Annotated in this window: 10 protein-coding genes and 2 tRNA genes; 8 read left to right on the top strand and 4 right to left on the bottom strand. The window is 70.2% G+C overall.

Features of this window, described 5'->3' with window-relative positions; all coding sequences use genetic code 11:
• The first annotated feature begins 23 nt into the window (after window positions 1–23).
• Both ACWIFB_RS15930 and nudC read left to right on the top strand, forming a co-directional pair.
• Complete coding sequence (locus tag ACWIFB_RS15930) at window positions 24–1103, top strand: potassium channel family protein (RefSeq protein ID WP_452099250.1); 1080 nt, start codon at window positions 24–26, stop codon at window positions 1101–1103.
• 59 nt (window positions 1104–1162) lie between these two features.
• Window positions 1163–2089 carry an NAD(+) diphosphatase gene (nudC, locus tag ACWIFB_RS15925; protein WP_454058757.1) on the top strand — a complete coding sequence of 309 codons (927 nt, stop codon included), beginning with the start codon at window positions 1163–1165 and terminating at the stop codon, window positions 2087–2089.
• A gap of 11 nt (window positions 2090–2100) precedes the next feature.
• Here nudC and ACWIFB_RS15920 read toward each other — a convergent pair whose 3' ends face one another.
• Window positions 2101–2379 carry a mycoredoxin gene (locus tag ACWIFB_RS15920; protein ID WP_230930284.1) on the bottom strand — a complete coding sequence of 93 codons (279 nt, stop codon included), beginning with the start codon at window positions 2377–2379 and terminating at the stop codon, window positions 2101–2103.
• A gap of 95 nt (window positions 2380–2474) precedes the next feature.
• Between ACWIFB_RS15920 and ACWIFB_RS15915 the strand changes: the two genes are divergently transcribed.
• Window positions 2475–4688, top strand: coding sequence for a UvrD-helicase domain-containing protein (locus ACWIFB_RS15915; RefSeq protein ID WP_454058773.1), 2214 nt, complete (start codon window positions 2475–2477; stop codon window positions 4686–4688).
• Between the two features lie 50 nt (window positions 4689–4738).
• Here ACWIFB_RS15915 and ACWIFB_RS15910 read toward each other — a convergent pair whose 3' ends face one another.
• On the bottom strand, window positions 4739–6055 hold the full coding sequence (locus ACWIFB_RS15910; RefSeq protein ID WP_454058756.1) for an ABC1 kinase family protein: 1317 nt from the start codon (window positions 6053–6055) through the stop codon (window positions 4739–4741).
• 7 nt (window positions 6056–6062) lie between these two features.
• On the bottom strand, window positions 6063–7034 hold the full coding sequence (locus ACWIFB_RS15905) for a hypothetical protein (protein WP_452099253.1): 972 nt from the start codon (window positions 7032–7034) through the stop codon (window positions 6063–6065).
• A 123-nt stretch (window positions 7035–7157) separates the two neighbouring features.
• Between ACWIFB_RS15905 and ACWIFB_RS15900 the strand changes: the two genes are divergently transcribed.
• On the top strand, window positions 7158–7793 hold the full coding sequence (locus ACWIFB_RS15900) for a M48 metallopeptidase family protein (RefSeq protein WP_454058755.1): 636 nt from the start codon (window positions 7158–7160) through the stop codon (window positions 7791–7793).
• Between the two features lie 111 nt (window positions 7794–7904).
• On the opposite strand, the gene ACWIFB_RS15895 is transcribed toward ACWIFB_RS15900, so the two are convergent.
• A complete protein-coding gene (locus ACWIFB_RS15895) occupies window positions 7905–9317 on the bottom strand; it encodes a zinc-dependent metalloprotease (RefSeq protein ID WP_454058754.1) in 1413 nt (470 codons plus the stop codon).
• Between the two features lie 79 nt (window positions 9318–9396).
• Here ACWIFB_RS15895 and ACWIFB_RS15890 point away from each other — a divergent pair, with 79 nt between their 5' ends.
• From ACWIFB_RS15890 to ACWIFB_RS15875, 4 genes are all read left to right on the top strand, one after another.
• A complete protein-coding gene (locus tag ACWIFB_RS15890; RefSeq protein ID WP_454058753.1) occupies window positions 9397–10458 on the top strand; it encodes a YlbL family protein in 1062 nt (353 codons plus the stop codon).
• Window positions 10459–10524: 66 nt separating this feature from the next.
• The gene (locus ACWIFB_RS15885) at window positions 10525–13608 is read left to right on the top strand and encodes a UPF0182 family protein (RefSeq protein ID WP_454058752.1); all 3084 of its coding nucleotides are present in this window, start codon (window positions 10525–10527) and stop codon (window positions 13606–13608) included.
• 199 nt (window positions 13609–13807) lie between these two features.
• Window positions 13808–13884: transfer RNA gene (locus ACWIFB_RS15880), tRNA-Met, on the top strand.
• Between the two features lie 386 nt (window positions 13885–14270).
• A tRNA-Met gene (locus tag ACWIFB_RS15875) sits at window positions 14271–14347 on the top strand.
• Window positions 14348–14505: the final 158 nt, after the last annotated feature.

The following is a 14505-nucleotide window of genomic DNA, read 5'->3' as shown; positions in this document are numbered from 1 at the left end:
CCGTCGCGGAAACGGAGTAGCCGATGGTGAGGAAGCGCGTGCTCGCGTCCCGGTTCCGCGACAGTGATCCGATCGACGAGAGCCCGGACCACATCCTCGTCGGCGTGGTGAGTATCCCGGAGAACACCGAGAGCCCGTGGCGCCTCATCGGCAAGCGGATCCTCATCGCCGTTCTCGCACTGCTGTCGGCGGCCGTGGTCGTCTACCTCGATCGGGACGGGTACGACGGCGGCGGGGGGGCCGACGGCCACCTCACGATCATCGACTCGATCTATTACGCGACGGTCTCCCTGTCCACCACCGGCTACGGTGACATCACCCCGGTCACCCAGCAGGCGCGGCTCATCAACACGGTGATCATCACCCCGCTGCGCCTGGTCTTCCTCATCCTGCTCGTCGGTACGACACTGTCCGTGCTCACCGAACAGTCCCGACAGGCATTCAAGATCCAGCGCTGGAGGAGTCTCGTGCGCAATCACACCGTCGTCGTCGGCTACGGCACCAAGGGCCGTTCATCTGTGGCAGCCATGCTCGCCGATGAGATCTCGCCGGAGGACATCGTCGTCGTCGACACCGACCCCCAGGCGCTCAAGGCCGCGGCCGCCCGCGGGCTCGTCACCGTCCAGGGCTCGGCGACCCGATCGGACATCCTCAAACTCGCGGGTGTCAGCCGGGCGGCGGCCGTCGTGGTGGCCACCAACACGGACGACACCGCGGTGCTGGTCACCCTCACCGCCCGCGAGCTCGCCCCGAACGCCAAGATCGTCGCGACCGTCCGCGAATCCGACAACAAGCACCTGCTCAAACAGTCCGGCGCGGACTCCGTGGTGGTCTCCGCCGAGACCGCCGGACGACTCCTGGGCCTGGCCACCATCACCCCGACCGTCGTGGGGATGATGGAGGACCTGCTGACCCCCGACGAGGGCTTCTCCATCGCGGAACGCCGCGTCGAGGAGGCGGAGATCGGCGGCTCACCGCGACATCTGGCCGAGCTCGTCCTGGGGGTCGTGCGCAAGGGGCAGCTCATCAAGGTCAACGAGCCCGAGGCCGATGCGCTGGAGTCCGGGGACAGGCTGCTCTACATCCGGATGGTCTCCGGCTGACGCCGGTCGCGGACTAGGCTCGTCGCAGCCCCTCGACCCGTGATAAGGACTCATCTGCGATGCCACTGGACTTCATTCTCGACTCCGACCCGGTGCTGTCCGTGGCCGCTCCCGAACGGGCCGCGAACCTTCGACAGAACGCCGAAGCGCTGGCCGGCGGCTGGGTTGACGCGCGGGTGATGCGCATCGACCAGCGCAACCGGTTCGCGGTCGAACCCGCCGGAGAGGGCCGGCAACGCATCCTGCTCGAACCGGCGATGCTGTTCGCCGAGGCGCTTCCCGACGACGCGGTCTTTCTCGGCTCCACCGATGAGGGACGCCACATCTGGGCGGTCAACGCCGAAGACCTGCCCGACGACCCGGCGGTGACGAACCTCCGTCGATGCGGAGCCGACCTGATCGAGGGGCACGGATCGCTGGCCTCACAGGCCGTCGCGGTCCTCGGCTGGCACCGCGACAACGTCCGCGGGCGCGAACCTCAGCACCATCCGAAGCGGGTCGACGCGGGGTGGGCGATCGAAGACGCCTTCCACGGCGGCCCCGAATACCCGAGGACCGACCCGGCCGTGATCTGTCTCGTCCACGACGGGGGCCGGCAGGTCCTGCTCGCGCGGCAACCGATCTGGCCGGCCGGGATGTACTCGCACGTCGCCGGGTTCGTCGAGGCGGGCGAGTCACTCGAGGGCTGCGTGCGCCGCGAGGTCGCCGAAGAGGTGGGCGTGGCGGTGGACAGGGCCCGCTACCTCGGCAGCCAGCCGTGGCCGTTCCCGCGCTCGCTCATGGTGGGCTTCCAGGCCCTGGCGGACCCGGCTGCGCCGATCGCCCTCGAGGACGAGGAGATCAGCGAGGCCAGGTGGTTCGACGTGGATGAGGTGCGCGCGGCGCTGGACGGCCACGGGCAGTTGATGGTGGCGCCGCCGGTCTCCATCGCGCACGTTATGCTGCGCTCCTGGGTCGCGGCGGTCGATCGCGACGGCGGCGCCTGACCGCTCCTCGATCAGGCTCCGGCGAGCTCGGCGAGCTTGGCCCGCACCTGCGAGGCCGGGGGGTTGGTGGCGGTGGTGCCGTCCGAGTACAGGGCGGTCGGTACGACCCGGTTTCCGTCGTTGACGCTCTCGACGAACGCGGCGGCCTCGGCGTCGGACTCCACGTCGATCTCCGCGTAGCCGATCTCCTTCTCGTCCAGCAGCTTCTTCAACCGCGTGCAGAAGGGGCACCACGTGGTGGTGAACAGGGTCAACGGTCCGGTGGTCTCGGGTGTCGTCACTTCGCTCATGTGCGGATCCAACGCCCGCGCCCCGGCGAATCATCCCCGGGGGAGGCCGGGGGCGTGATGTCGGACGGGGATGCCACGATGGGGGCGTGAGTGACATGCAGCGGGCAGGTGGGGGAGGCGGGGCCGACAGGGAGCTGGCCGGGCAGCGGGTAGGGCAGCAGCCCGGCCCGCACGGTGACGCCGGGCGGGCCGGGTCACGCCCGGGTGGCGCCGGATCCGTGCTCGAGGGCCTCGATCCCCAGCAGCGTCACGCGGTGCTCGCGCCGCGCGGACCGGTCTGCATCCTCGCCGGCGCCGGCACGGGTAAGACCCGGACCATCACCCGGCGTATCGCGCACCTGGTCAACACGGGTCACGTGCGGGGCGACCAGGTCCTGGCGGTGACGTTCACGGCTCGCGCGGCCGGGGAGCTCCGGATGAGGCTCGCCGGGCTCGGCATCGCGGACGCGGGAACCGGGCCCGTCCAGGCGCGGACCTTCCACTCGGCGGCATTGCGGAACCTGTCGTACTTCTGGCCCCAGGTGTACGGGGAGGAGCCGTGGCAGCTGCTGGACGGGCAGTTCCGGGCCGTGGCCCAGGCGGTGCGCAGGGTGGGCCTGGATCCGAGCACAGAGACCATCCGAGACGTGCTCACGGAGATCGGCTGGGCCAAGTCGAGCCTGCTCACCCCGGGCACCTACGCCGAGCAGGCGCTAGCGCTGGGGCGTGACCTGCCGGTCCCCGCTCCCGAGGTCGCGCGCGCGTTCCGGGCGTACGAGGATCTCAAGGTCTCGGGCCCGGTGCGGATGCTGGACTTCGACGATCTCCTCGGGCACATGGCGGATCTGGTGGAGGACGTCCCGGCGATTGCGGAGGAGTTCCGCGATCGCTACCGCTGCTTCGTCGTGGACGAGTTCCAGGACGTCACCCCTGCCCAGCAGCGCCTGCTGAGCGCATGGCTCGGCAAACGCGACGATCTCACGGTGGTGGGGGACGTCAACCAGACCATCTACTCGTTCGCCGGGGCCGAGCCGGACTTTCTGCTGGGCTTCGCCGACCGGTACCCGGGCGCCACCGTGGTCCGGCTGGAGTCGGACTACCGGTCGACTCCGCAGGTCGTGGACCTGGCGAACGTCGTGATCGGCGCCGGTGCCGGACGTTTCCGCACTGCCGGGCTGACGCTGACGGGTATGCGGCCACCGGGCCCCGAGCCGCAGCTGAACGAGTACGCCGACGAGGATTCGGAGGCGGAGGCCGTGGCTGGCGCGGTCGCGGACCTCGTCCACGGCGGCCTGGACCCGTCGGAGATCGCGGTGTTGTACCGGGTCAACGCCCAGTCCGAACGGATCGAGGCCGCGCTCGAGCAGGCCGGAATCGGTTACCGGCTCAAGGGCGGGGAGGGCTTTTTCGAGCGGCCTGTGATCCGACGGGCCATGTCGACGATCGACCGGATGGTCGACGGTTCCGACGAGGCGACCGTGCAGGCGGGCGCCCGGCTCACGGACCCCACCGAGGTGGTGGCGGCCATCAGGCAGGCACTGGAACCCCTCGGGTTGACCGCCGCCGAGCCGTCCGGTGCCCAGGCCCGCGAGACCTGGAACGCCCTGACCGCTCTGGTCGGGCTGGCCGAGGAGATCGCCACCGCCGAGTCCCGGCCCGGCGTGCTGCCGGTGGTCGCCGGGCTCCGCGAGCGGGCCGCCGCACGTCACGCCCCCGACGAGCGAGGGGTCACGCTGGCATCGTTCCACGCGGCCAAGGGCCTGGAGTGGGACGCGGTGTTCCTCATCGGGGTCCACGAGGGCAGTCTGCCCATCAGCCACGCGATCAACGCCGGGCCGGATGCCATCGAGGAGGAACGCCGGCTCCTGTACGTGGGAATCACGCGGGCCCGGGAGCACCTGTCGCTGTCGTGGAGCCGTAGCCGACGCGCGGGAGGCAGGGCGACCCGGCGACCGAGTCGCTTCCTCGACCCGGTCCGCCCGGCAGGGGTCCCGGCGGCGCCCAGACGCAGCTCGGACTCCTCGGACAAGGGCCGGTGCCGGAGCTGCGGGGAGAAGCTCACCGGGCCCATGCATCGGGCGCTGGGTCTGTGCCCGGACTGCGCCGTGGAGGTGGACACCGGCTTGTTCGAGCGGTTGCGGGACTGGCGCAAGGACACCGCGGAGCGGATCGGCAAGCCCGCCTACACGGTCTTCACCAATGACACCCTGGCGCAGATCGCGCGCGACAGGCCGGCCGACACCCGGGCTCTCGGCCGGATCGGCGGGATCGGGGCCCACAAGCTGGGTGAGTACGGCGACGATGTGCTGCGACTGATCCGCGAGGGCTGACGCGGCGGCGAACGCTGTCACCACGGGCCGGGGCTGGTCAGAGACCCGCCTCAGTCCTCGTCGGCGAAGATCTCCGGCATCCAGCGCCGCACGATCTGCTGGTACGGGGCGGTCGCCTGCAGCTGGCACTGCATGCCCACTGATGCCGACAGGACCCGGTGGATCAGCACATACTCGCGCGGCAGGGTGAATGAGCGCGACGTGCGGAACTCCCGTCCCGAGACGTCGCCGTACACCGCGAGGATGCCCTGCATCCAGGCGCGATCGAAGTGGAACGTCGGCTCGCGCATCGGCTCGATGAACGGGCCGAGGAACGCCATCGCGTCCTCCGGTTCGAGCCCCCCGCGGCCCACGTAGCCGGCCCGGGTCATCAACGCGACCAGGTCGTCGCTCCGGTTCTGGAGAGCGAGCCGCATCATCGAGGTCAGGGCCGGAGGGAACCCCTCGGGCAGCGGGATGGACGCGCCGAAGTCCAGCACGACCATCCGGCCGTCGTCGTCGAGCAGGAAGTTCCCGGGGTGTGGGTCGCCGTGCATCAATCCGACCCGGGCCGGGGAGCTGAACTGGAACTCCGCGAGCAGTGCCGCGGCCCGGTCGCGCTGCTCCTGCGAACCCGCCACGGAGATCTTGCTCAGCGCACGGCCGTCAGCCCATTCGGTCACCAGGACCTTGGGGGAGGACGCCAGCACCGAGGGGACGCGGATCTGCGGGTCGTCGGCGAACACGGTGGCGAAGACGCGTTGCGTGTCGGCCTCGTGGCGGTAGTCGAGTTCGGAGACCGCGCTGTCGTACAGCTCGTCGATCACGCCCTTGACGTCGGTACCGGGATTGAGCGGCCGGAGCAGTGGGGCGAGGCGGCGCAGCTGCCGCAGGTCGGATCGCAGCGCCTCGTCGGCGCCCGGGTACTGGACCTTGACGGCCACCTCGCGGCCGTCGGACCAGACGGCGCGGTGCACCTGGCCGATCGACGCGGCAGCCGCGGCCTCGCCGTCGAACTCCGTGAAGCGGTCGCGCCACTTCAGGCCCAGCTGGGCGTCCAGGACCTTCTCGACCTCGTCCGCGGGAAGCGGCGGTGCCTCGGCCTGAAGTTTGGTGAGCGCCTCCCGGAACGGCTCGGCGTACCTGTCGGGCATGCCGGCCTCGAACACGCTCAGTGCCTGCCCCACCTTCATGGCGCCGCCCTTGAGCTCGCCCAGGACCGCGAAGACCTGCTCGGCGGCCTGATCGGCGAGTTCCTCGGTCAGGTCGCCCTCGCCGCGGCCCAGAGCGCGGCGGCCCAGGGAACTTGCGGCGCGGCCGGCGATGCCCAGCGGCAGCCCCGCGAGTCTTGCTGCACGTCGGGATGAGGTGCGGGGAAGTTCTGACACGACACAATCATGACAGAGGACGCGCCTGCGTCGTCGCCCCACAGTCGCAGCCCCGGTCAACCGGCCATTCCCGACGTTTCCACAGACCTTCCGCGGGATTGATCTCGACGGTGGCGCCGACCGTCTGGAGCGGCGCGTCGGGCTGGCGGGTCGCCGACACCTCGGCCAGCACCAGTGCGGCGGCCGCGGTGAGCGCCGGGACCCCGGCCTCGGAGGCGTGGTCGACGAGCTGGGCGGCGACGAACGGCCACCGCGGGTCTTGCCGCGCCCGGAACAGGTCGGTGCACCGCAGACAGGGGCTGGCCCCGGGTACCACCGTCGGGCCCACCACCACCCGTCCGTCGCGGCAGTACGCGTGCAGGTGCGTCTGCCCGGACCGGTTGAGTACAGCGGTCACGACCGGGTCCACGGCGACGGTGTCGGTGAGGATCACCAGGTCGGGGGCGGGGCCGCGGCGAAGCCACGGTGGCCGGTCGGCGTCGAGGGTCAGACCCGGGCTGGCGCCGGTGGTGACCCGGCAGCCGTTCACCGACAGCGGTCCGCGGAGGATCTCAGAGATCTGACCCGCTCCCTGGATATGCACTCGCCGTACCGGCGCGGGTCTGGGCCCCTCGCCGGACGGGAGCGGGCCGTCTGGCGCTGCGGGGTTGTCGCGGGAGGCCCGCCGGCCGGCGCGGTGGAGCCGAACGTGGCCGAGGTCCGCCAGACGTAGGAGGATCCGGGCGACCTCGGCCGTCTCGTCGTCGTCGACCCCGACGCGGGCGGCCGCCGACTCGATGGTGCCGCCACCCTTCAACCCGGTGAGCACCGCGGCCAACCCGCGCGCCCCCAGGCGGGCAGGGGCGCGCACGACCACCGCGCGGTCGGGCGCCAGGCCGACCTGCACCGACCCGGGGTCGCGGACCACCACGACGGTCCCGGGCCGCAGGCGCGCCCGGACGGGGGTTGCCACTGTCGAGGGCGCAGGCGGAGAGCTCATGCGGCCATCGTGGCACGAGGCCGCCCGCGGAACGCCTCGGAGAGACCAGGTTATCCACAGGCGCGCGGTCCCTGTCCGGCCTGTGGATTCGTGCTGTCGGAGAGGTCGTCTACGGTGGTCGCCGTGCCGCCCACGCCCGCTGACCACACCGGACTGCCCACGAGCCCCGACGATCCGCGGATCGACGTGCGTCGGTCGAAGCGCCGCAAGCGCACGGTGTCGGCGCGGGTCGAGGGGGAGACGGTCGTGGTGCTCATGCCCGCAGGTCTGCCCAGGTCGGAGGAGCATCGTCTCATCGCGCAGATGCTGGCCAAGTTGGCCCGGTCGGGTCGCCGACGCGGGACGCGGTCCTCGGACGCCGAACTGATGGAGCGTGCGGGGGAGCTGTCGAAGAAGTGGCTGGACGGGCGGGCGGTGCCGGCGTCGGTGCGGTGGGTGCCGGCCATGAGCACGCGCTGGGCGTCGTGCTCGCCCGGTTCGCGGGAGATCCGGATCAGTGAGTCGCTGCGGGACGTGCCGTCGTACGTCCTCGACTACGTGGTGGTGCACGAGCTGGCGCACCTGGTGGTTCCGGGCGGGCATCCGCCGGAGTTCTGGCAGCTGGTGCGATGTTATCCCCGGACAGAGCGGGCGATGGGCTATCTCGAGGCGTACTCGCGGGTGCTGCGGTCCGGTGCGGCCGGCGGAGGATCAGCTGGCGAGTGGGACCAGGAGCCGGGCGAGGGCGTGGGCGATCTCGTCGACGACAGCGCGGAGTAGGCGCCGACGCCCCGCGCCGACGCCCCGGAACGCAGAGGAGAACCACGACGACGACACCACGACGACGGGCCGGCCGCCACCGGCAGCCGGCCCGTCGCGGGGCGTCACCTCTCAGGCCTTGTCCTGCGGCCCTTCGGAGTCGGAGGCGTCGTCACCGGCGTCACCGCCGGATTCGCGCAGGAACCGCTCGATCTCGTCGATGCCGCTCGAATCGCCGGTGGACTCGTCGAGCAGCCGGTCGATCACGGCTGCCGGGTTCTCGAGGTCCTCGCCGACGGGCAGAAGATCGGGATGATGCCACAGGGCGTCACGACGTTCGGTGCCGACGGCCTCGCCGACACGACGCCACAGCTCAGAGGCCTCGCGGGCCTTCCGCGGCCGCAGCTCGAGCCCCACGAGGGTGGAGAAGGCCTGTTCGGCGGCACCGCCGGTGGCGCGGCGGCGCAGCCACATCTCGCGCAGCTTGTCGGCACTGGGCAGCCGGTCGCCCACCGCGGCGGTCACCACCGCGTCGACCCAGCCCTCGACGAGCGCCAGCAGCGTCTCGAGCCGGCCGAGCGCCGCCTCGTTGACGTTGGTCACCTTGGGGCCGATCGCGCCCTCACCACCGGAGAACAGCTCCTGCAGCTTGGCGGGGTCCTGGAGGATCGACGGGTCGAGTCCGGAGGCCAGATCGTCGAGCCCGGAGGTGTCCACGCGGATCCCGCGGGCGTACTCCTCGACGGTGGCCAGGAACCGGGCGCGTAGCCACGGAGCGCCGGCGAACAGTCGCAGGTGCGCGGCCTCACGGGCGGCGAGGAACACCACGACCTCCTGCCGGGGCAGCTCGAGCTCGTCGGCGAACGCGTCGATCGCGGTGGGGCAGAGCGCGGCCACTCCGTCGTCACCGAACGGCAGGCCCACCTCGGAGGAGAACAGCACGGCGGGCGCGAGCTTGCCGAGCCCTTGCCCGAGCTGCATGCCGAAGCCCATGCCGCCCATCTGGTCGAGCATCCCCAGCAGCGGACCGGCGATCTGCCGCGCCTCCTCGGGCATCGCGCCCTTGGTGGCGGAGTTCATCTGCTCGGCCACGGGGGTGCAGATCTTCTCCCAGGTGGGCAGCGACTGCTCGACCCACTGCTGCGGAGTCCACGCCTCGGTGCGGTGGACACCGGTGGGGAACACGGTGGTGTCGTCCAGCCACAGCTCGGCGAGCCGGACCGATTCCTCGGCGGCGGTGCGCGAGGCGTCGGTGACCACGGGCGTGCGGCCGAGCGCCTGAAGGGCGACGGTCCGTGCCAACTGGTAATTGACCGGGCCGGAGCTGCCGGGGCCGGACATGGCCGAGCCCATGGAGCCGAGCATCTGTCCGAACTGGGAGATCATCTTGCCGAGGTCGCCGAACTGCGAGGGGTCGAAGCCGCCGGGGCCACCGAAGCCGAAGCCACCGGGCCCACCCGGGCCGTCGGAGCCGCCCGGGTTCTTGTCCCGGTCGTCGCCTCGCCCGTCGTCGTCGGAGGCAGAGAAACCGAAGGGCTGGTTCATGCCACAACGGTACAGCGTGCAGGGGCGCGGGGTCCGGCCGCGACGCCACCGGACGGGGGAGCGGACTACCCTGTGCTGGGTGAGTCGCCGCTTGTTCACCCTGTTCGCCGCGTTGGTCCCGGCGGTGCTGTTGCTCGTCCTCGCGACGTCGGCCACGGTGCCCCTCGTCTCGATGGGACCCGGCCCGACGTACGACACACTCGGCCGGGCGCAGGTGGAGAGGGAGGGCGGCGGCGTCGAGGAGGTCCCGGTCATCGAGGTGACCGGGCGTCAGACGGATGAGACCACCGGGTCGCTGCGGATGACCACGGTCGCGGTGCGGGACCGCCTGACCCTGATGGACGCGATGCGCTTCTGGTTGGATCCGGCGCAGGTCGTGGTCCCGCGGGATCAGGTGTTCCCGCCGGACCGCTCGCGCGACGAGGTACGTGAGTCCAACGTCGCGGAGATGGTGGGGTCGGAGAACAGCGCGGAGGCCGCGGCCTACCGCTACCTGGGGATCCCCATGCAGCCGCGGGTCGAGGGGGTGGACCCGGACGGTCCGGCGGGGGGCCGCCTGGAGCCGGGCGACATCCTCACCTCGGTCGACGGCGCGCGGGTGTCCGATGCCGCCGAGGTGGTGGAGGAGGTGTCCGCGCACCGCCCGGGTGACGAGGTGGGTATCGGCTTCCTCCGTGCCGACGAGGAGATGATGACGACGACGACACTGGCCCCGGCCGGTCCGGATGGTGATCCCGAGCAGGGCCGTCTGGGCATCCTAGTCGGGGACACCCCTGCCGACGGCACGGATGTGCAGATCTCGGTGGCGCCGGACGTCGGCGGCCCCTCCGCCGGACTGATCCTGGCGATCGCGATCGTCGACCGGCTCTCGCCGGGTGAGGCGACCGGGGGTGCGGACGTCGCCGGTTCCGGCACGATCCGACCGGACGGCACCGTCGGCTCGATCGGCGGGATCCGCCACAAGATCCGGGCCGCCAGCGAGGAAGGGGCCACGGAGTTCCTGGTTCCGGCGGCCAACTGTGGGGAGGCTGTGCAGAGTCCCCCGGAGGGCATAAGGCTCATCGAGGTCTCCACGCTCTCCGGCGCGCTGGAGGCGCTGGAGACCGCGGCTTCCGGGGGTGAGCCACCGACCTGCGGCTGAGGCGTGGCATTTCCGTAAGGTGGGACCAACGAGCATGTCCGCCCCAGCAGTCCAGGAGCAACACCTGTGTCCGTCCGCCCACCCGGCAATTCGCCCGGCCGGCCTCTCGCGATCTCGCGTCGCGGCCGTGCCGTCGCCATCGCCGTCGTCGTCCTCATCGTCCTCATCCAGGTCCTACCCAGGCTGAACTCCACCTACACGGACTGGCTGTGGTTCGGAAGCGTCGACGCCACCAGCGTGTTCCGTACCGAACTGCTCACGCGGCTCGGCCTCTTCGTGGTGGTGGGCCTGTTCATCGGTATCGCGGTGGCGACCGGCATCGTGCTGGCCTTCCGCTTCCGGCCGGTGTTCCTCGCGCAGGCGGGCCTCCCGGACCCGCTGACCCGCTACCGGGCCGCGATGGGCGGTTCGCCGGCCAAGACCGTGATCTGGATCCCGATCGTGCTCGGTGTCCTGGCCGGTGCGGTCGCACAGACCGGCTGGCAGACCGTGTTGGCGTTCTTCAACTCCACGCCGTTCGGTCAGACGGACCCGCAGTTCGGGCTCGATATCTCCTTCTACGCGTTCCAGTTGCCGATGTGGCGCTCGATCGTCACCTGGGTGATGGTCGCGGTGGTGCTGGCATTCCTGGCCAACCTGCTCACGCACTACATCGTCGGCGGGCTGCGGCCCGGCGCGCGTGAGGGTGCGCTGACGCGCGCGGCCCGGATCCAGCTGGTGACGCTGGCCGGCATCTTCGTCCTGACGAAGGCGGCGGCGTACTGGCTCGACCGGTACGAGCTGCTGTTCCGCGAGAACGCCACCTTCACCGGCGCCGGCTACACCGACGTCAATGCCGTCATGCCGGCCAAGATCTTCATGTTCGCCGTGGCGCTGGTCTGTGCGGTGGCGTTCTTCTCGGCGATCGTCATCAAGGATCTGCGGATCCCGGCGCTGGCGACGGTGCTGCTGCTGTTCTCCGCGCTCGTGGTCGGCTCCGCGTGGCCGCTGGCGGTCGAGCAGTTCTCGGTCAAGCCCAACCGTGCCGAGAAGGAGCGCGAGTACATCGCCCGGAACATCGAGGCCACCAGGGCGGCGTATGACATCGGCGACGACCGGGTCACCTACATCGAGAACTGGGGCGCGGCCAACCCCAACCCGCGCGAGGCGGCCTCGGACATCACCACGCTGTCGAACGTGCGCGTGCTCGATCCGAACGTGCTGTCCCCGACGTTCACCCAGCAGCAGCAGCTACGCAACTTCTACGGTTTTCCCGACACGCTGAGCATCGACCGGTACACGATCGACGGCGAGATGCAGGACTTCCTCGTGGCGGCCCGCGAGCTCAACCCGTCCTCACTGCAGGCCAACCAGCGGGACTGGATCAACCGGCACACCGTCTACACACACGGCAACGGCTTCGTGGCGGCGCCGGCCAACCGGGTCAACGAGATCGCGGACGACGCGGGCTCGGACCGGGGTGGCCTGCCCAACTACCAGGTCTCGGACCTCGACGCGATCAACAACGACCAAGAGATGATGATCCCGGTCACGCAGCCGCGCATCTACTTCGGTGAGCTCATCGCCCAGTCGGATCCGGACTACGCGATCGTGGGGAACAACGGCGACGGCCCGCGCGAGTACGACACGGACACCGAGCAGTACACCTACACCGGTGAGGGCGGCGTGCCGCTGGGTGGCTGGATCAACCGCACTGCCTATGCGCTCAAGTTCGCCGAGCGCAACATCCTGTTGTCCGGTCTGATCGGCGCCGACTCGAAGATCATCTACGACCGCGATCCGCGGGACCGCGTGCAGAAGGTGGCCCCGTGGCTCACCACGGACACCAACACCTACCCGGCCGTGATCGACGGGCGCATCAAGTGGATCGTCGACGGTTTCACCACCCTCAAGACCTACCCGTACGCGGAGCTGAGTTCTCTCGAGGCCATGACCTCGGATTCGCTCAGCGACGGCGGTGGCCGGGCGTTGCCGGACGAAAAGGTCTCGTACATCCGCAACTCGGTCAAGGCGACGGTCGACGCCTATGACGGCACGGTGGATCTGTACGCGTTCGACGAGTCCGACCCGGTGCTGCAGACATGGATGAAGGCCTTGCCTGGCATCGTCCAGCCCGAGTCCGAGATCTCCGAGGAACTGCGGGAGCATTTCCGGTACCCGGAGGATCTGTTCAAGGTGCAGCGTGAACTGCTGGCCAAGTACCAGGTCGACGACCCGGGCCAGTTCTTCACCAACGACGCGTTCTGGTCGGTGCCGTCCGATCCCACGGTCACCTCGTCGATCCAGAACCCGCAGACGCCGCCCGCGAGCGGTCCCATCGGCGGGCCCGCCGGCGGCAACACCGGTGGTGCGGGAGGCGGCACGCAGACCGCCGAGCGCGAAGGGCCGAGCCAGCCGCCGTACTACGTCGTGGCCTCGGACCCGTCCGAACCGGATTCGGACACGCCCTCGTTCCAGCTCATCTCCGCTTTCCGCGGGTACGAGCGCGAGTTCCTGGCCGCGCACATGTCGGCCAGTTCGGACCCGGAGACGTACGGCGACATCACGGTCCGTGTGCAGCGGCCCACCGAGCCGCTCGCCCAGGGCCCCAACCAGGCGCAGGACATCATGATCGCCTCGCCGGCCATCGCCCAGGACCGGCGTCTGTGGGGCGAGACCGCGGAGATCACGGAGGGCAATCTCCTGGCGCTGCCGCTGGCCGGGGACTCGGTCCTGTACGTGGAGCCGATCTACACGCAGCGTAAGGACCAGGACTCGGCGTTCCCGCGTCTGCTGCGCGTGATGGTCACCTATGACCGCGCGGTCGGCTACGCGCCCACCCTGTACGAGGCGCTCAAGCAGGTGGGGATCGAGACCGACCCGAACGCCGTCCGTATCGACGAGAGCGGCGCGGCCGAGGCGGAGGCCGAGGAGAACACGTCCCGACCCGGCAGCGGCAATGAGAGCTCAGCGCCCCGTCCGTCCACTCCGCCGACGACCGGTGGGGGCGAGGGCAGCAGCGCTGACCGCGGCGCCGCGGTGCGCGAACTCAACTCCGCGTTGGCGGCCGTCCGGTCGGCGCAGAGCAGTGGCGACCTCGGCGATCTGGGTCAGGCGCTCGACGACCTGCAAGCCGCGGTCGACGCCTATCAGGCACTCGGCAACGGGTAGCTGACGCGGCACTCGGGCCCGCCCGGGTCGGTCCACCTCACGGAGGCCGACCCGGGCGTCGTTGTTGGCGGGCCCGATTCCAGCGCGTTGACCTGCGGCGATTCAGGTTCTGGTGTGCGTTCGGTCACGTTCTCGTCGATTCGCGTTCACCGATTTGCTTTGTTCGCCAAGTGGCACGTAGTGTCATACACGCAATCGACGCGGGGTGGAGCAGCTCGGTAGCTCGCTGGGCTCATAACCCAGAGGTCGCAGGTTCAAATCCTGTCCCCGCTACCACTGAACGAAGCCGGTGCGAGAATTCCTCGCGCCGGCTTTCGTCGTCGTTGGCCCGTGATTCGCCATTCCTTTCCTTAGAGGGCGCTGGTCAACGGCCGCCCGTGGACAGTTGACTCTTCCGATTGTGATTCGCCCGTCGGACCCGGCAAGTGACTCCCGATCCGACAGGTGAGCCGCAGTCCAGCAGGTGAAGCGCTATCCGACAGGTGGGGCGATAGAGCTCCTCAGGCGGGTGGGCGGGCGTTGCGACTGCTGAGGCTCCGGGCGATTAGTGATGCGTCGAGGGCTTTGGTAGCCTCAGAACTCCAACAGCAACCGGGAAAGTGGCTGATAGCCACCAGGTTGGAAGCTGTTGGAATGTCTGCCAGGTGATGGCGGACAGGCGACGCGGGGTGGAGCAGCTCGGTAGCTCGCTGGGCTCATAACCCAGAGGTCGCAGGTTCAAATCCTGTCCCCGCTACCACGCACTCAGGCCCGGTTCCCGACAGGGAGCCGGGCCTGAGATCATTTGTGCCCCGCGTGCTTCGGGGGCTAATGGCCAAAATGTGTGTATAGCGCTGGGCGTGTCGGGGTTGGTTAGTGGCTGGTTCGGCCGCCCCAGCCTTTCTGGATTCCGTTGCC

Source organism: Dietzia sp. NPDC055340, from assembly GCF_053645335.1.
This window is presented reverse-complemented; position numbering and strand designations above follow the sequence as displayed.